The organism is Streptomyces sp. V3I8 (assembly GCF_030817535.1).
Lineage (GTDB): Bacteria > Actinomycetota > Actinomycetes > Streptomycetales > Streptomycetaceae > Streptomyces.
Genome location: NZ_JAUSZL010000002.1, coordinates 4,604,498 through 4,620,521 on the forward strand (window position 1 = coordinate 4,604,498; position 16,024 = coordinate 4,620,521).

16 protein-coding genes, 1 tRNA gene and 3 pseudogenes are annotated in these 16,024 nt (G+C 66.4%); 12 read left to right on the forward strand and 8 right to left on the reverse strand.

Annotation, left to right across the window (positions count from 1 at the left end; all coding sequences use genetic code 11):
* Nucleotides 1–609: 609 nt before the first annotated feature.
* Nucleotides 610–1,044 (reverse strand): DUF6415 family natural product biosynthesis protein, encoded by a 435-nt coding sequence (locus QFZ75_RS41155; protein WP_373465907.1) that lies wholly within the window; start codon nucleotides 1,042–1,044, stop codon nucleotides 610–612.
* Nucleotides 1,045–1,348: 304 nt separating this feature from the next.
* On the opposite strand from QFZ75_RS41155, the gene QFZ75_RS20430 reads away from it, so the two are divergent.
* Nucleotides 1,349–1,495, forward strand: a complete 147-nt coding sequence (locus tag QFZ75_RS20430; protein ID WP_307538927.1) for a hypothetical protein — start codon at nucleotides 1,349–1,351, stop codon at nucleotides 1,493–1,495.
* Nucleotides 1,496–1,561: 66 nt separating this feature from the next.
* Nucleotides 1,562–2,113, forward strand: a complete 552-nt coding sequence (locus QFZ75_RS20435) for a hypothetical protein (RefSeq protein ID WP_307538928.1) — start codon at nucleotides 1,562–1,564, stop codon at nucleotides 2,111–2,113.
* Here QFZ75_RS20435 and QFZ75_RS20440 read toward each other — a convergent pair.
* From QFZ75_RS20440 to QFZ75_RS20450, 3 genes and pseudogenes are all read right to left on the reverse strand, one after another.
* Nucleotides 2,061–2,855 (reverse strand): IS5 family transposase, encoded by a 795-nt coding sequence (locus QFZ75_RS20440; RefSeq protein WP_307544627.1) that lies wholly within the window; start codon nucleotides 2,853–2,855, stop codon nucleotides 2,061–2,063. The two genes, QFZ75_RS20435 and QFZ75_RS20440, sit on opposite strands and share 53 nt — an antisense overlap.
* Nucleotides 2,856–3,587: 732 nt before the next feature.
* Nucleotides 3,588–4,278: pseudogene (locus QFZ75_RS20445) on the reverse strand (hypothetical protein).
* Nucleotides 4,279–4,284: 6 nt separating this feature from the next.
* Nucleotides 4,285–5,129, reverse strand: a pseudogene (locus tag QFZ75_RS20450) (helix-turn-helix domain-containing protein).
* Between the two features lie 479 nt (nucleotides 5,130–5,608).
* Between QFZ75_RS20450 and QFZ75_RS20455 the strand changes: the two are divergent.
* The 6 genes and pseudogenes from QFZ75_RS20455 (at nucleotide 5,609) to QFZ75_RS20480 (ending at nucleotide 9,919) form a co-directional block, all read left to right on the forward strand.
* Nucleotides 5,609–5,866, forward strand: coding sequence for a helix-turn-helix domain-containing protein (locus tag QFZ75_RS20455; RefSeq protein WP_307538929.1), 258 nt, complete (start codon nucleotides 5,609–5,611; stop codon nucleotides 5,864–5,866).
* A gap of 142 nt (nucleotides 5,867–6,008) precedes the next feature.
* Complete coding sequence (locus QFZ75_RS20460) at nucleotides 6,009–6,221, forward strand: helix-turn-helix domain-containing protein (protein WP_307538930.1); 213 nt, start codon at nucleotides 6,009–6,011, stop codon at nucleotides 6,219–6,221.
* Nucleotides 6,221–7,338: pseudogene (locus tag QFZ75_RS20465) on the forward strand (tyrosine-type recombinase/integrase). The gene QFZ75_RS20460 and the pseudogene QFZ75_RS20465 overlap by 1 nt, the downstream one beginning before the upstream one ends.
* Before the next feature lie 289 nt (nucleotides 7,339–7,627).
* Entirely contained in the window at nucleotides 7,628–8,269 is a 642-nt protein-coding gene (locus QFZ75_RS20470; RefSeq protein WP_307538932.1) for a DUF433 domain-containing protein, read from the forward strand.
* Nucleotides 8,269–8,709 carry a DUF5615 family PIN-like protein gene (locus QFZ75_RS20475; RefSeq protein ID WP_307538934.1) on the forward strand — a complete coding sequence of 147 codons (441 nt, stop codon included), beginning with the start codon at nucleotides 8,269–8,271 and terminating at the stop codon, nucleotides 8,707–8,709. The genes QFZ75_RS20470 and QFZ75_RS20475 overlap by 1 nt, the downstream gene beginning before the upstream one ends.
* A 760-nt stretch (nucleotides 8,710–9,469) precedes the next feature.
* Nucleotides 9,470–9,919: a hypothetical protein gene (locus QFZ75_RS20480; protein WP_307538936.1), complete on the forward strand. Its 450-nt coding sequence runs from the start codon at nucleotides 9,470–9,472 to the stop codon at nucleotides 9,917–9,919.
* A gap of 273 nt (nucleotides 9,920–10,192) precedes the next feature.
* Here QFZ75_RS20480 and QFZ75_RS20485 read toward each other — a convergent pair.
* Nucleotides 10,193–10,266: transfer RNA gene (locus QFZ75_RS20485), tRNA-Gly, on the reverse strand.
* Between the two features lie 547 nt (nucleotides 10,267–10,813).
* On the opposite strand from QFZ75_RS20485, the gene dcd reads away from it, so the two are divergent.
* A complete protein-coding gene (dcd, locus tag QFZ75_RS20490; RefSeq protein WP_307538938.1) occupies nucleotides 10,814–11,389 on the forward strand; it encodes a dCTP deaminase in 576 nt (191 codons plus the stop codon).
* 5 nt (nucleotides 11,390–11,394) lie between these two features.
* Complete coding sequence (locus QFZ75_RS20495; protein ID WP_307538940.1) at nucleotides 11,395–11,913, forward strand: phosphoribosyltransferase; 519 nt, start codon at nucleotides 11,395–11,397, stop codon at nucleotides 11,911–11,913.
* An 83-nt stretch (nucleotides 11,914–11,996) separates the two neighbouring features.
* On the opposite strand, the gene QFZ75_RS20500 is transcribed toward QFZ75_RS20495, so the two are convergent.
* Entirely contained in the window at nucleotides 11,997–12,890 is an 894-nt protein-coding gene (locus tag QFZ75_RS20500; RefSeq protein WP_307538942.1) for a YDG/SRA domain-containing protein, read from the reverse strand.
* A 189-nt stretch (nucleotides 12,891–13,079) separates the two neighbouring features.
* Between QFZ75_RS20500 and QFZ75_RS20505 the strand changes: the two genes are divergently transcribed.
* Complete coding sequence (locus QFZ75_RS20505) at nucleotides 13,080–13,736, forward strand: hypothetical protein (RefSeq protein WP_307538944.1); 657 nt, start codon at nucleotides 13,080–13,082, stop codon at nucleotides 13,734–13,736.
* Between the two features lie 464 nt (nucleotides 13,737–14,200).
* On the opposite strand, the gene QFZ75_RS20510 is transcribed toward QFZ75_RS20505, so the two are convergent.
* Nucleotides 14,201–14,764 carry a GNAT family N-acetyltransferase gene (locus QFZ75_RS20510; protein WP_307538945.1) on the reverse strand — a complete coding sequence of 188 codons (564 nt, stop codon included), beginning with the start codon at nucleotides 14,762–14,764 and terminating at the stop codon, nucleotides 14,201–14,203.
* Nucleotides 14,761–15,534, reverse strand: a complete 774-nt coding sequence (locus tag QFZ75_RS20515; protein ID WP_307538947.1) for a GntR family transcriptional regulator — start codon at nucleotides 15,532–15,534, stop codon at nucleotides 14,761–14,763. The genes QFZ75_RS20510 and QFZ75_RS20515 overlap by 4 nt, the downstream gene beginning before the upstream one ends.
* A gap of 157 nt (nucleotides 15,535–15,691) precedes the next feature.
* Between QFZ75_RS20515 and QFZ75_RS20520 the strand changes: the two genes are divergently transcribed.
* Nucleotides 15,692–16,024, forward strand: coding sequence for a hypothetical protein (locus tag QFZ75_RS20520; RefSeq protein WP_307538949.1), 333 nt, complete (start codon nucleotides 15,692–15,694; stop codon nucleotides 16,022–16,024).

The window sequence follows — 16,024 nt, forward strand, 5'->3', positions numbered from 1 at the left end:
CACTCCTCGGACCCGCCCCGTTCACCGGCTGCTGTCCTTTGGTCTTTGAGTAGCTCGTCGAGGCTGACGCCACTGAAAGACTGGAAGCGGCGGACCAGCTGCGAGGCGAGGAACGTTCCGATGTTCGGTTGGCCGTATGGCAACGGTGCGTCCGGCTGTGCGATGACCTCGACTCCCCGCTGGTCCCGGCCGTACAGGGCGCGCTTCTGGTCAGGAACACCATCGGGTCGTCCTCCAGATGTGGGCAGAGCCTCGCGGCGGTGCGAGCGTGCTTGCAGCACACGGGAGGCTGGTTCGTGAGGACGCCCGCCTGAGCCGGTTCGTGGTCCCGTGGGCTGGCGAAGAAGATGAAGCCGAGCGGTGTGCGAGTGGGACGGGCGCAGACCTGACAGGTGAGTGTCTGCATGCACACCATCTGCCGGTGTGGGTGCATCAGCTTCCACTGCGGTTCAGCGGTGGTCCGGCCACCGGCGTTAACGGGATTCCACCCGCATCCGGCCCAGAGCACGCCTCGCGGGTTCCGGTCCCGGGATCCGCGTCCGTGTAGTACAGCCGCGGGCCGGAGGAGTGCCGCGTGATGATAAGGCTGTGTGGGGACGCGTCCTCCCCTTACCTCCGGGTGATGTACGGGACTAGGCGAGGCGCTTTTCTCTTGGTTCGGCAGCTCGCGGGTTGTACGCGAGGTGGAGGGGTGGGAAGGTCACGGCGCCTCCGCGAGGCACTAGTCAGCCACCAGGAGATTAAGAAGTTCGTCGGTTGTCTACACCATGCGCCGAATGTGGCCGACGGCCCGGCGGTGGTCGCCGGGCACCTCCTCGGACCTAACAGCGCGCCCATGTTCGACGAGGTTGGCTTGCGCTCGTCCCGCTCCGCCGCCCTGGAGGCTACGGTCAGGTGGACGAGCCGCATCAGATGGCCACGGAGCCGCTGGGCGTGCTCGTCGATCTCATCCTCGACCGGCGTGTGATCGTCCAGGACGACCGCCGCGTCGTCGAGCAGAAGGCCGTCGACGTACGGAGCCCAGCGCTGCACCTTCTCCAGCACTCGTCTCAGACCGACCTAGGTGAAGGGCGGCACGGCCGCTCGCACCGGATGGGACCAACTAGGGCGGAAGACGGCGGTCGTCATGACGTCAGCTCCACCGGCAGAGTGCGGAGGTGCCAGTGGGTATCTGGAACGGGGGCGGGCACGTTTATCTCCTCTGCGCGAAGTCGGCGATCCGGACGCCAGTAGAGGGGGCCGGCGATCGACTTCGAGGTCCCCGCCGCTATGGCGGCGTTCCCACGCCGCCGTCACGCCCTCTTCCCGCCGTCCGGACGCCGGGAAAGCGTCGGTCGGGCACAAGGGCGTGGCCAGCCTGGGTCTGGCCACGGGCGCTGTGATCGCTGCCATGCTTTTGATCGTCCGTGAACTTGATGCGGCGGACGGTCAGCAGCTCGTCCACATCAAAGGTCTGAACTCAGAAGCCGTATCTCAACCGAACGTGATGCCTTGATTCCTTCTGGTCAGGCATGGTTTTGCTCGGATTGCGGGAGCCATCGCGACGTCTTGTGTCCGCTTCATGGTCGAGGGGTGCGCGGTGGCGTCGGTGCTGGGAATGCTGGAGGAGCGCGAGGCGGCTGCCCGGGTGCGGGTGGAGGGCTTGCGGGAGGAAGTCGCGCGGTTGGTGGAGGCGTTGGAGGCCGCGGAGGTCGAGCTGGACCGGCGGGTGATCGCGCGGGAAGAACTGATCGAGGCCCTGGCAGTTGCTGCGGCCGAGTCCACTGCCGTGACCGGGACCGAGGCGGAGGAGGAAGCGGCGCCGTCGCTTGCGCCGGTGCCCGGCTCGACGGTGCCGCCCTGGCGGGAAGGACTGCCGGTGACGGTTCTGGCGCCGGACTATCAGCGGATTCTGGGCGTCCTGGAACAGCAGCGGTCCACGGGGCAGGGGCCGCTTCGGGCCAAGGAGATCGCGGTGGAGCTGGGCCTTGATGCGACGCCGGCGAAGATCGAGGGGGTGCGGTCGAAAGCCCGGCGCCTGGCGGAGCGCGGGTGGCTTGTCCTGGAGGCGTCGGGGGCGTTCAGTGCCGGTCCACGGCTCGTGGCTGTGCCAGGCGCCGGCTCATCCGCGTGACCATCGACCACCGGATCATTGCCTCGCTGGTGGCGGGCAGGGTCTTGTAGTCCCGGGCCAGACGGCGGGAGTTCATCAGCCACGCGAACGTGCGCTCTGCCACCCACCGCCTGGGCAGTACCACGAACCCGGTCATGTCGTCGGTGCGCTTGACGATCTCCAGGGTCAGGGCGAGTTTGTCCCGGCACCAGCCGACGAGGGGGCCGGTGTAGCCGCCGTCGGCCCAGACGAGGGTGATGTCGCGGTGCAGACGGCGCAGCCGGACCAGCAGGCCGGCCGCGGCGTCCCGGTCGCCGATGTTCGCGGCGGTGACCGCGACGACCAGGAGCAGGCCGAGGGTGTCGGTCACGATATGCCGTTTGCGGCCGCCCACTTTCTTCCCGCCGTCGTAGCCGCGGGAGGCGGCCGGCACCGTCGCGGCGGCCCGCACCGACTGCGCGTCGATGATCCCGGCCGTGGGCTCGGTCTCGCGGCCCTCGCGTTCACGGACCTTCCCGCGCAGCCGGTCGTGGAACTCGGTGATCAGCCCGTGCTCGCGCCAGCGGCGGAAGAAGGCGTAAACCCGGCCCCAATCGGGGAAGTCCGCGGGCAGCGCCCGCCAGGAGATCCCGCCCGCGACCAGATAGCGGATCGCGTCCAGCAGCTGCCGGTGGCAGTAGCCCTCGGGCTGTCCGCCCCGTCCCTGGAGCCAGGCCGGCACCGGCAGCAACGGCCGGATGGCCGCCCACTCCGCGTCCGTCATGTCCGACGGATACCGGCGCACCCGATCCGGGTGATCGGCCGCGTTGCCGTACACGTGCGCGAGGCAGTCGCACGACACGGCGAACGAGTTGAAGTCAACGGACTCGGGCGCGTACAACAACGACAACAGGGCCTCCAGGAACGCTCGGAACGGGGTCGCACCCCCGAGCTACCAGGAGGCCCTGCCTTCATGCGCGTATCGCCGGAAGATCACCCGACAAGGGCCTCTGTTCGATCCACACGTTCCAAGATCGGTTGAGATACGGCTTCTGAGACCAGTGGCCGGGGCAACTCGACGGCTGTGGGAGCCGTCAGAGCAGGGATGTGGTTGCCGGGAGAGCGAGGGAGGCTGGTCCCCAAACCGCACCGGTGCATGGTGCCCAGACGCTTGGGGACGGAGACGCGACGCTCATCGGGGACGGAGACGCGACGCTCATCGGGGACGGTCCCCCTGACACGTCGTCACGGGGACCGTCCCCCTTCCACTGCACGGTCCCGGTCCCCGAGGGGACCGAAGGGGCTGCTGCGGGGACGGTCCCCGTTGCCGGGGACGCTCTGGGGACCGACACGAAAGCCGTCTGAACTGCTGTTTCAGAGGGGACCAGTCCCGGAAATCATCGGTACGGTCCCCCGGGGCGCGGTCCCCGAAGTGCTCGTCGGGACCGTGTACGACAGGTTCGGGACCGGCGGTCGTAGCCGTGGCAGCTGCCGCGAGGAGCGAAGCAGGGCCGCGTCACGCAGCTCGGTGTCGGCTCCGTCGGGCAGCGGCGAGGTCGACGTGCGAGGGGTGGGGAGTCGTTCGTACGGCATTGGCCCGGGCGGCTACGTATGGGCTCGCCCTGCGTTGACGGCACGGGGGAGCCCACGGGTGAGTGGCACCAGTCGCAACGGACACTGAGCGCATCTGGGACGCCCTCGGCGACGGTGGCCTCGCGCGCGGCGCGGGTCGGCCGGTAGCGGGCCAGCTCGGCGCGGACGGCAGGAGGGATGCACGACTCGATCTCGCGCAGGCACTCCTCGACGTCGCGAGGCCGGCTACCGCTGGTGATCTGGCGGTGTGTCGCAGGGGCGGCCATGCTGGCGGCGACCGCGTTCCGGGACCGGAGCAGCTCGGCACGCCAGGCGGCCGGATCGTCGGGGTCGGCGGCCGGGGTGGGGTCGGTGTGCCGGTCGAGGCGGTCGTGTCGGTGGGCTCGCCATCTGCGGGCGACGTCCACGGGCAGGATCGGGTACGGCGAGCCGAGGACGTGCGACCGTATAGCCTCGCGGACGTCCCAGCCGTGGCCGGTGGCGAAGGGCACGTCGCCGAGCAGATCCTGCCACTGGGCGATCTGGTTACGTGCGTCGCCCGTACCGGTGCGGACGGTGCGGGGGGCGAGGCGGCCGATGTAGGCGAGGACAGCGGCGACTTCGCGTCGGTCCAAATGCGGTTACTCCGTTCCGGTCGGTTCGTCGACGGCGGCGAGCAGTGCGGCCATGTGCGCTTCGGAGCGCGTCATGCCGGTGGCTGCGATGGGGGTGCCGCCGGGCAGGGCGTAGAGGCTGGGGCGGCCAGGGGTGGGGGTGCGTTCCCGGGCGATCCACGCGCGCCAGTCGGTGGCCCATGCGGCGGCGGTGCGGGGCGCCCATGGAGCTCGGTAGGTGCGCCACTTCTCGTCGGCAGTGTGCAGGGCGTGCTCGCCGAGCCGGTCGAGGTGGCCGTGGTGCTGTAGCCAGGCACGGGCGTCGTCGTCGATGTGCCATTTGGTGGCGGAGATGAGCGGGGCAGAGCTGCTGCTGTTCTTACCGTTCACCTTCGGTTCTCTACAGTTCTGGGGGTCGGAATCTGCGCCCCCCTCGGGTCGGAATCCGTCCCCCTGGGGGTCGGATTCTGTTCCCCGGGGTCGGATTCCGCTCCCCCCTCGACGTGCTCGGCAGGGTCGGATTCCGAACCTCCGAGGGTCGGAATCCGACCCCCGTGGGGTGCCGGATTCCGGTCTCCCTCCCTGACCTGTTCGGCGAGAAATCGGGCGGCGTCCGGGAGCAGGTAGTACGTCTCTCCGCGTGGCCCCTTGCGGTCGGGGAGCTGCACCAGCTCGCCGCTGTCGATCAGTTTCGCCAGAGCTTCGCGCACGGCGGTGCGGGAGGCGTTGGCGCGTTTCATGAGGGTGGGCACGGACGCATACGCGACGCAGTGCCGGTCACGGCACCGGTCGGCGATCAGAGTGAGGACCATGCGGGAGGTGCCCTTGCTGCGGCTGTGGTCCCACACCCATTCGCGGGCGTCGTAGCTCATCGGGCGGCGGCTCCTAGATCGGGGCGGGGAGGTGCGGTCGACCCTGTTGGGCGGTGCACGGGTAGGAAGCGGCTTTCAGCCCCGGTCCGAAGGTGCGGGGGAGGGCTGGTGGCGTCGTATAGCCAAGACAGCCACATCCATGTCGCACAAGTCCAGCATTCCGCCGGGAAAGCAGACAGCTGACGGCGAACGTGTGCTGCAAGGCATCACCAAAACCATAAACCCGAATCGGCCGTTGCCGAAATAATGGGCCGTCAGGTGAAGCCAGAAGCATCACATCGAGAACTCGTTGACTCCCGATGAGAGTGCAAGCTACAACACAACACTCCACGTCAGAGCACATCATTGGACTGGCGAAGACACCGGCAACCGGATACTCAGAGTCCAGTCCAAAGGTAAGCCCCGACCGGTCGCCGGGCGCAACATAGCCGACGATCGCCGGTTAACCAAACCGGCGATTGGAAGCTACAAATGGAGCCATGGCAGCACGATCTCTGGAAATCGGACCGGCCGGAATACGGGCCTCCCGCACCATCGAAATCCTCCGCACCGAACGCGGCCCCGCCCAGCGCGAGCTCGCCGCCCGCGTCACCGCCCTCGGCCGTCCGATGACCAACACGATGCTGTCCCGCATCGAACGCGCCCAACGCCATTGCGACATCGACGACCTCGGCGCCCTCGCCCAAGCCCTGCGGGTCTCGCCCCTGGCCCTCCTCCACGGGATCCGCGCCGCGTAGTCCCAGGCGAAGCCCGCCGAACGGCCTGCCACGTCAAACCACCCCCGAGTAAAGGACCCAACGCCCTTGCGCCGACCCGCAATACCCCATGCTTGTTCCCCCTCCTAGCGCACCGCCCGCACCGCGCAGGAGGTGATCGCGAATGGATGACTGCCTCCTGACCGTGGCCGAGGCCGGCGACATACTCGGCACGGGCGAGCGCTTCGTCCGCCGCCTGATCGCCGAGCGCCGAATCCGCTACGTGAAGCTCGGCCGTCCGGTCCGCGTCCCCGAGAGCGCGATTGCCGAGTACGTCGAGGCGCGCACCGTCGAGCCGGTCCGCCGTGTCCGTACCGGCTACGGGAGGGCGGCCTGATGGGGGGACGCAAGCCGCAGAGGCGGCGCGAGTTCGGCACGGTGCGCAAGCTCGCCTCCGGCCGGTGGCAGGCCCGCTATCTCGGCCCGGACGGACAGCGGCATACCGCGCCGGAGACGTTCGAGACCAGGTCCGACGCCCAGGACTGGCTCAACCTCATCCGTGCCGACATCGAGCGGGAGCACTGGCGCGACCCGGATGCCGGTGCGGTCAATGTCGAGAAGTACGCACTCCGTTGGATGGAAGAGCGCGGCCTGGCCCCGACCACGCTCGACCGCTACGGCGGCCTGCTGCGCCTGCACATTCTGCCGACCTTCGGCGGTAAGGACCTGGACGAGATCACTCCGCCCTCCGTCCGCACATGGCGTGCCGAGCGCCTGAAGGCGACCGGCGCCACCACGGTCGCCAAGTCGTACCGCCTACTGAAGGCCATCCTCCAGACGGCGGTCGACGACGACCTCCTGCGCAGCAACCCGTGCCGCATCAAGGGCGCCGGCAAGGAGGAGGCCGACGAACGCCCCACCGCCACCATCGAGCAGGTCTTCGACCTCGCCGACGCCTGATGGTCCTGCTCGGAGCCTTCGCCTCCCTCCGCCCGGAGGAGTTGGCCGAACTGCGCCGACGCAGTGTCGATCTCGCCGCGTGCTCCCTGCGCGTCACGCAGGCGTCGCCGGAGCTGACCAATGGCAAGCGTGTCACCGGCGACCCCAAGACCCGGGCGGGCAAGCGCACCGTGTACCTGCCCGACTTCATGCTTCCGGAGCTGCGGCGGCACCTGCAGTGGTTCGCCGAGAAGGAGGTGGACGGCCTGCTCTTCATCGGTGAAAAGGGTGCTCCGTTCCGCCGCTCCACCTTCGGCCGGAAGTGGCGCAAGGCGCGTACCAAGGTCGGCATGCCGGAGAACTTCCGCTTCTACGACCTCCGGCACACCGGCAACACCCTGGCCGCCGACACCGGCGCCAAGCTCAAGGACCTCATGGTCCGCGCTGGGCAGTCCTCGGAGCGGGCCCAGCCGATCTACCAGCATTCGACGGCGAAGCATCAGCAGAAGCTGGCGCACGGGCTCGACGTCGAGGTGCGCGCGCGGCTCCGCGAAGCCTCGCCAAGAGCACAGTGAGATGTTCGCGAGGCATGAGCCTCTCCTGCCCCCCATATGGAGGACCGGCTCTTCAGTCGGTCCTCCCTGCGCGGGAGGCAGCAAGACTTGCCTCTACCGTCCTGTCCTGGTCTCGCGCCGTGGCCCAGGACTGCGTTGTAAGCCTGCTGGTGGGCTTAATGATCATTGGAGTGTCGCAGCAGCCCTATGCCGTTTTGGTCCTGTCTCTCCGTACTTCCTGTAGCGTCCTGAAGCGCACAACTGGGATGCTGGGGGTAGAAGATCCCGTGAGAACTGGAGGGAGTGGACCATGGCGTACTCGACTCGTATGGCTGCGGCTCTCTCCGGGGCAACCACCGGGCAACTGCGCTCATGGCGGCAGGACCGAGGCAACGGTCCGATTCTCTGTCCTGAGCTCGCGGCCAAGCCTGCTCTGTACTCCTTCCGGGACGTCCTGGCGCTACGCGCGTTCGCGATCCTTCGGCAAGACGTATCCCTGCAGAAGATCCGCAAGGCGCTGGCCACACTGAAGCGATTCGGTGAGTTCGAGCACCTGTCCAGCTACTCCCTAGTGGCTGAGGGCGCCTCCATCATCCTTGTGGGCCACAACAACGACGACCACGCAACAGACCTCGTGAAGCACCCGGGGCAGCGAGTCATCGCGACGATGGAGGACATCCTCCAGGAGTTCGCGCCGCGCGCCGGCGTCGTGGTTCCGCACCTCCTGCGGCCGAAGCAACACGTCAGCGTGGATCCGGAGACGCAGGGGGGGCAGCCGGTCATCACCGGCACTCGTGTCCCGTTCGATGCCGTCGCGGAACTGGTGGAGGACGGCATCCCACCTGAGGAGATCGCCGACTACTACCCTGGCGTGACAGCGGAGGCCGCCCGCGACGCGGTGTCCTTCGCCCTGTATGTGGACAGCTACAGCCCGGGACCGCGCGCTGCCTGATGCGAATCCTCATCGACGAGAACGTCCCGGTGCAGATGCTGGAGATGCTCAGACGGTTGCTCCCCGGGCACGAGGTGCAGCACGTTAGCGAGATCAAGTGGGCGGGGAAGAAGGATCTTGCCCTCCTCCCCGACGCCGCGAAGAGAGGCTTCGAAGCCTTCCTCACCAAGGACGGGCGTCAGCTGGAAGACCCGTCAGAGACGACCGCCATCAAGAGATCCGGCATGCACCACATCCGGTTCAGTCACGGTCACAAAGGCATGGCCGGCCTGGGGCTGGCCATGGGTGCTGTGATCGCCGCCATGCCTCTGATCATCCGTGAACTCGACGCGGCGGAAGGCCAGCAGCTCGTCCACATCAAAGGTCTGAACCCCGGCAGCAAGCAGCGGTTCGATCTGGTTTCCCCTGTCAAGGAACCGCCTCGCTATTGGCCGCGATAGTCACGTCCGGCGACGCTGCTCGAACGATCTTGTCTGCAAGTTCTACCTCGCATCAACTCCCCAAATGCGCAAGTTGCTTGCTCTGCGGCGGCGGCATCAGATGATACATATTGCGACTCCTCACCACATGAGGCACAGCTGAAGCGGGGGGATTTCGGGTGGCGTCGTACGACTTACGTCTGCAGCGCTGGGCCATGCGTCTCTGGGCTCGCCACCGTCTCTGGCTCAGGAGATCTGCCCAACAGAGCGGCTGGGCAGGACTACGTATGAGGGAGTTGGACGCGGCCCTGGAGAAGCTGGGTGTCCCGTTGAAGGAGGCTGCAAGAGTCCGCGGCGTTCTCAGTTCGTGGCATCCGAACTGGGTGGCTTGTGCGCTCGGGGTCGTCGGGGGCTGGATTGCCGCGTGGGCAGGTTGGCGGGTATCGCTCGCAGTGGTCGAGGCTGGGGTCTCACACCTGCGCTGGACCTGGGGTACGCGGGCGATAGAGCATTTTCACTGGACGGCGGATAAGGGGAACGCCCCAACCTTGAGTCTCCTTGACTGGACGGTCATGCTCGCGATCATGTCCGGCGTGTTCCTATGGCCCGTGTTCTGGGCCATGCGATGGAGCTCGACCGCGCGCTACCGCCTCGTCCTGGGAGTGATCGATGCGGTCGTGGTCGGAGCTAAGGTACGCGCTGCGCCTCGTGGCGGGGTCGATCCAGGGCACTGCGGCAGCTGGATCAGAGCTGTCGGTATGTCGAGAAGCGCCTGTTCAAAGTGCACAGCATCGCCGGCTCGGTTCCGCGCCGCTCCTCCAGGCTCCGGCTGATCAAACGGCATGCTGCGTTGGTCGCCGGAGCCCAGCGTGTGGCGCTGCATCAGGTGGACGTCGACCCGGAGCCCGCGCTGACTGAGTTGGCACGACTGCAGCTCGTTATCGCCGAGAACCATCTGTACGGCCGACAGGCAGCGCTCTTGCCCGCCGAGCTGCTCCAAGATGTCCGGCCCGTGTCGCGCCTACGGAACACCTGGCGCGAGTCGGCCCACGTCGCCACGGCGATCCTCGCGGCCATGACTGCCGCAGTCGGCGCCGCGCGCGCTCTGCCGTCGATGGGGGTGGGAGAAGACGTGCGTCCGTGGCTGATCCTGGGGGCGGCGGTTCTCGCCGCGACGCTGGTGGCTGGCTGGGGTCGGGTCACCCGCGTCCTCGAACTGTTCCCTGCCTGACGTGGAGCCGCTCGGCTCAGCGCTTCCGCGTTGACCGTGACTCAACTTCAGCTTTGCGTATGCGACTTCGCAGGAGCCTCCGGCGGTAGTGGCGCAGGTCACATGAAATGCGTCTCAAGATTCGAGACGCCCGGCGTCCGTGATCCCCGCCAGGGCGCCCGAGGGCCGCGGATAGGGCGTCCCACCTGCACTTAGGGCACGCGGAGGGCACGCCACCCCCGAATTGGACTAGACAACAAACAACCCCCAGGCCGCTGACCTGGGGGTACATTCTGGAGCGGGTGACGAGAATCGAACTCGCACTCTCAGCTTGGGAAGCTGATGTTCTACCACTAAACTACACCCGCGCGTGACGCCGGAACGGGGTGTTCGGCCGGTGTCGGAAACGCGGATTCACCATACCTCATGCCAGGCCCCCGGTGCTGGAGCCCGGGTGGCGGCGGGTGTTCCAGGGGGTGGGGCCCGACTGCGGTGCGCGGGAGTTGGGGCGTACGGTGGAGGCGCTGGAGAGGGTGCCGGCGGGATCGGAGTGCCGCCTTCAGGCCCGTCCCTTTCATCCCGTAATGTGGCGCTCTCGTCAGTCAGACGCGGCTCTTGGGGAAGGGACTCTGGGGACTTGATGGAACGCAGCACCGTCGTCCGTTGTGCCGAGGGGCACGTATTCAGTACCGCATCGCTTCCGATGCGGCAGGCCGAGCGGCTCGGCCCCGGCCGGTTGATCCGTTGCCCCCGGTGCGCCCGGCTCCGCAGCGTCGTACCGGTCGAACTCGAGAGGCGCTGACCGGCGGTACGACCGACCGGTTCGCCGACGGATTCACTGACGGATTCACGCCCGCGGGCCTGCCACGACGAGCGGATTGTGGTGGGCCCGCGGGCTGCCCGTATCCTCGGGGCGTGCTTCTCTCTGACAAGGACATCCGGGCCGAGATCGACTCCGGGCGCGTACGGATCGATCCCTACGACCCATCCATGGTGCAGCCGTCGAGCGTCGACGTGCGGCTCGACCGCTACTTCCGGGTGTTCGAGAACCACCGCTACCCCCATATCGACCCGTCCGTCGAGCAGGCCGACCTCACGCGGCTCGTCGAGCCGGAGGGGGACGAGCCGTTCATCCTCCACCCCGGTGAGTTCGTCCTCGCCAGTACGTACGAGGTGATCAGCCTGCCCGACAACCTCGCGTCGCGGCTCGAGGGCAAGAGCTCGCTCGGGCGGCTCGGGCTCGTCACCCACTCCACCGCCGGGTTCATCGACCCCGGGTTCTCCGGGCACGTAACCCTGGAGTTGTCCAACCTCGCGACCCTCCCCATCAAGCTCTGGCCGGGGATGAAGATCGGGCAGCTGTGCATGTTCCAGCTCAGCTCGTCGTCGGAGTTCCCGTACGGCAGCGACCGGTACGGGTCCCGCTACCAGGGGCAGCGCGGGCCCACCGCCTCCCGGTCCTTCCTCAACTTCCACCGGACCCAGGTGTGAGCGGCATGGGTGACGTGAGCGATCTGCGCGAGAATCTCAGCTACGAGGGGTTCGGGACCGCCGTCCGCGAGCTCGCCCAGACCATCGCCGACGACGGGTACGAGCCCGACGTCGTGCTCAGCATCGCCCGCGGCGGCGTCTTCGTGGCCGGCGGGCTCGCCTACGCCCTCGACTGCAAGAACATCCACCTCGTGAACGTGGAGTTCTACACGGGCGTCGGGACCACGCTCGACATGCCGGTCATGCTCGCGCCCGTCCCCAACGCCATCGACTTCTCCGCCAAGAAGGTGCTGATCACGGACGACGTGGCCGACACCGGCAAGACGCTGAAACTGGTGTACGACTTCTGCGTCGACGCCGTCGCCGAGGTCCGGTCAGCGGTCATCTACGAGAAGCCCCAGTCCCTGGTGAAGTGCGAGTACGTGTGGAAACGCACCGATGACTGGATCAATTTTCCGTGGAGTGTTTTGCCTCCAGTACATAAGTCGGGTACGGCCCCCAAGGAGAACAAAGAAGCGCTCTGAACTGCGGCTTCTCTGGTCCACACCAATGTGAGAGCCCTCGATGGTGCTCGAGCGCTCTCACGCACGGATGGTCCGGAACGCACCTAACGGCGCCAGCGCTCACGGTGGCTTCGGATGCATTCGAGGCTGAGAGCATGCCGAGGATGGGTCCTCAGACGTCTAGTGGGAGTGCCGTTTTCCACGACGGTCAGATCGTCCTCGATCACGATGGCGCCACTGTCCAACTTCACGTGACAGTTCGGGCAAAGGCAGAGGACGTTATCTGTGCGGTCGGGGCCGTTGTGGGGGCGCCCAAGTGCCTGGACGTGGGCGCCCTCGCTATACGTGCCGCCGGGTGTGTCGATGACGATGCCGCAAACCTGACATTGATCTTCGTGCCAGCGTTTCACTGTGTTCTTCACCCTGCTGCTGCGGACGATGCGCTGAACGTTGGAGCTGACGCGTTCAGGTTCGTCGTTGCCGGCGGGGGCTTCCAAACCGCTCTGCGGAGCATCGACGGGGAGCTGTTCACCTGCGATGGGCGGCGTAGGGGTGTCGAGAGCTGCTTCCATGCGGAACTGCCAGATCAGATGCCCGTCGATACCCAGCTTGCTTCCGTAGCTTGCGACCCGGTACAGGCCGTCGTAACGGTATCCAGACCGCGGTGCGTAGATCGACTCGCTCTTGCTTCCGCGGATGACGCGTACGGGGAGTCCCTGGAGATGGCTGGTCACCAACGCTGCATTGCCTGAATCCTCCAAGGACTGATCGCTGATCTGGTTGCCGGCTCCGTCCTGCCCGCCGTGCCCGGTGTAGATGATCACATCACCGTGATCTTCATCGTCCTTGTATCCGCCTGACAGCACTATGGACTCGGCGCCGGTAGCCTTCGTGCCGCAGATGCCTGCAATCCGCGGACGATGGATACCTGCTTCACTGGCGAGGACTCGGCTTGCGTATACCTGGCCTACTGAGACACCCGGGATTTCACCAATCATGAGTGCAGCCTGGCAGGTCCCAGTGACAGCCGGTCCCTGCTTCGGCCTACTAGTATGCGTGGGGTGTCCGACATAGGAGATGCTTCCGGGGCGGTTGAGCCTGATGCCGCACCACTATCTCGGTGGGAACGGTTGTCGGCCTCCGCGCTTGGGCTTGGGCTGTCCGGCGCTGGTGTCGCCGCTGTCTTCATGACCAGCAACCAGGCCGGCTCCGTGGCTCTGTTGCTCGTCGGGGTTGTGTTGCTACTCATGGCCATCAACGGGTCACCGCTGACTCGGGCGCGCTATCAGGACTACGAGTTGTTCATGGCACGTAGACGTCGCGATGTGGTTGCGAACATGCAGGACGACTCGCCGGAAGAGGCTAGGCAAGCCCTCCAGGTGTTGAGCACGCTGGATCCCGGAGCTAGCCGGGACCCGGTGGTAGCCAGGGTTTCGAACCAGCTTTTGGAATTTGAGGTTGTCCGCCGGCTACAGCGCTTGTACCCGGCAACGGAAGTGAGCCAAGGACCCTTTGACCAAGGGGTCGATGCTGTTGTTCCGATGGGTGCTTACCGCATCGGCGTTGAAGTTCTCGGTGGAAGTGGAGACGCCCTCCTTCCCAGTGCTGATCTCCGCCGCATCGTGCACCGCGTGGACAGCCGTCGGACACGTCTCGGAGGACCCACTATCGATGGGCTTCTCATCGTGACGAACCGAGCACTCCCTGTGCACATCTCTAGGAGAGTCAGGGAAGTCAGCGAGGTCATACCGACTGGGGTGGTCCGATGGGTAGACGAGCAAGACGACCAGGCTCTTGAAGCTGCCCTTCAGCAACTCTCCAGAAGGCTTCGCCCAGATAGCTGACCCGTCCCGCCGGTCTAAGCCGACCACTGACCCCAGCTTCCATCCCGTCCGCCGTCGACCCACACACCGTGGAGCGGGCGTGGTTCCTGGCGTCCAGGTGGAGCGCGCCACTGTACGAACGACCTGGACGCCAGGGGCCGCGTCTGCTCGGCTCTGCCTGGGTCGACGGTGGACGGGATGGAAGCACCCCAACGCACGCCATCCACGGTCCCGCGGTCGGGAACGGCGCCCCCTCTATCCCGGTGCCGGCCGATCCCCCGCCGGAGGCATCGTCTTGACCGTGGGCCGCCCAATGCGGTGATCGACTTATGGCCACCGGGCCCTATCCACATGTGGGCGCGCGTCGGCGGCGGCAGCGCCGAGCGGGCCGAAGGCAGGAGCGCGGGCGCAGCCAGAGCCGGGAAGCGCGCCCGGCGGAGCGGAGCGCAGCCGGGGCTTGATGAGGTAGAGAAATCTGTAACAGCTCAGGCGTGTAGCGGCTTGGGGGCTGGTGTCTCATCGGCAAGATCGTGATTTGCTGGGCGCGCGGAACGCTGGGCAAGCCACCCTGAGACACGCGGACCACCGTTGACCGCGCCGCCTTCGAGGACAGTCCTCACGTGTTCAAAGCCCTGTTCCAGGTAGTACCGCTGGAGCCGCTCATTGCTGGTCCATGCGTCGAGTCGCAACCACTTCGCGCCCGCCCGGTACGCGCGATCACCAGCCCAATCGAGAAGCACGCCTCCAAGGTTCTGGCCTGCGTAGTCGCGCGCGATCGTCAACTTGTTGACGAACATAGAGGGCTCGGCAAGCTCCTCCGCAGACCACAATCCCTCCTCAGCCTCCGGGGTCAAAGTGATCGTCCCTGCGGTGCGTCCCTCGTGTCTGAGCATGAAGACGGTCCCAGCCTCGATGGTGGCCAAGAGACGGTCAGCGGGGTAGGGGCGACTCCACTGGTCGCTACCGAGCCTGCTGATCCATGCTGCTGCTTCTTTCCGGAAGCTCAGCAACTGGTCAAGGTCTGAGGGTGTGGCGCTGGTGATCTTCACTTGACTTCGTTCCGATCGAGGGCGGACAGATCGCCAATCTCGTAGTTCATGCGGTTCAGGTCGCCACGGAAGGTTGTGATCGTGCACCGCACTGGGTGTTCGCTCGTGTAGCCGGTACGCGTCCAAATCAGGACGGGGACACCGCGTCCGATCTCCAAGAGCCGTTCCTCATCCGGAGTGGGCATCCGAGTGGAGATCTCGTCTGCGTATCCCACCTGCTCGATGCCTAGGCCAGCCAGGTAACGAGTGGTGCCTTCTTCGATGTCGCCAGGGTCGGTCAACCTGGGCGCGTCCTGGACCAGCCAGTCCGGGTAATGCGTCGCCTGAGTTGACCACGGCACGTCGTCTACGAAGCGGTGGCAGAACCGAAGCACTGACCGAGTACCTGTCTCGACCTTCAGCCGCTCGGCGATGTAGCCCGGAGTCGTCATGACCTCTACGCGAAACGTCTGGTGAGGGCGGCGGCCGGCGTTGGTTACGTCGGTTGAGTACGCGTCGCCGTTCTGGGGGAAGGTCAGGTTTTCGAAGCGAGAGGCGTTCAACTGGAACACCTCGTGCTTCCGCACTTCGTACCCCAGTCCCTGGCTCGACGTGACGAGCCCTTGGCTCACCAACAGGCCCAGCCCTGAACGAACGGTATTCCGGGAAGCCTCGAACCGGGTGGCCAACTCGGCTTCTGATGGCAGTCGAGCCCCGGGTGCGTACGTGCCGTTGTCGATCTCACGACGCAGCGCGTCGGCCACCTGCTGGTACTTCGGCTGCCTACTCATGACTCCATCATGACGCACTAAGCCAACTTGTTGGTACATGTAGCGCCGAAGTGCTTGACGTCTCACTGTGCATGCGTCAATCTCTAGGAGTCAGCTTGTACCAACAAGTTGAGCAAGAGGTCCAAGAGGCCTAACGTTGATCTCTCCTGGAGTGAGCATGCCGTCCTTCAAGATCGACCTTTCGTCCGCGGTTGTGATCGTGGCGACCGCCCCGGAACCGAAGCTCGTCGACAAGCGCACGGGTGAGCGGGCCGTGGACCGGGACTCCGGTGCGGGTCTGTCCACGGTGGGCCTGGTGATCTCGGACGAGGGGGAGGGCAACCTCTACAAGGTCACCGTGCCGGAGACCGGTTACCCCGAGGGTCTGCAGCCGGGTTCGATCGTGCGGGTGGTGGGCCTGAAGGCGCGTGACTGGGAGAACGAGTTCAACGGCCAGAAGCGCCACGGCATCTCCTTCCGCGCGGTCGCGATCACCCCGGTGGGTGCCTGA

Bases quoted from the DNA above. Each gene is read 5' to 3' on its own strand.
- QFZ75_RS20435 (WP_307538928.1), top strand. From the start codon at position 1,562: ATGGTCGAGGGGTGCGCGGTGGCGTCGGTGCTGGGAATGCTGGAGGAG.
- QFZ75_RS20440 (WP_307544627.1), bottom strand. From the start codon at position 2,855: ATGACGGACGCGGAGTGGGCGGCCATCCGGCCGTTGCTGCCGGTGCCG.
- QFZ75_RS20455 (WP_307538929.1), top strand. From the start codon at position 5,609: ATGGCAGCACGATCTCTGGAAATCGGACCGGCCGGAATACGGGCCTCC.
- QFZ75_RS20460 (WP_307538930.1), top strand. From the start codon at position 6,009: ATGGATGACTGCCTCCTGACCGTGGCCGAGGCCGGCGACATACTCGGC.
- QFZ75_RS20470 (WP_307538932.1), top strand. From the start codon at position 7,628: ATGGCGTACTCGACTCGTATGGCTGCGGCTCTCTCCGGGGCAACCACC.
- QFZ75_RS20475 (WP_307538934.1), top strand. From the start codon at position 8,269: ATGCGAATCCTCATCGACGAGAACGTCCCGGTGCAGATGCTGGAGATG.
- QFZ75_RS20495 (WP_307538940.1), top strand. From the start codon at position 11,395: ATGGGTGACGTGAGCGATCTGCGCGAGAATCTCAGCTACGAGGGGTTC.
- QFZ75_RS20500 (WP_307538942.1), bottom strand. From the start codon at position 12,890: ATGATTGGTGAAATCCCGGGTGTCTCAGTAGGCCAGGTATACGCAAGC.
- QFZ75_RS20505 (WP_307538944.1), top strand. From the start codon at position 13,080: ATGACCAGCAACCAGGCCGGCTCCGTGGCTCTGTTGCTCGTCGGGGTT.
- QFZ75_RS20515 (WP_307538947.1), bottom strand. From the start codon at position 15,534: ATGAGTAGGCAGCCGAAGTACCAGCAGGTGGCCGACGCGCTGCGTCGT.
- QFZ75_RS20520 (WP_307538949.1), top strand. From the start codon at position 15,692: ATGCCGTCCTTCAAGATCGACCTTTCGTCCGCGGTTGTGATCGTGGCG.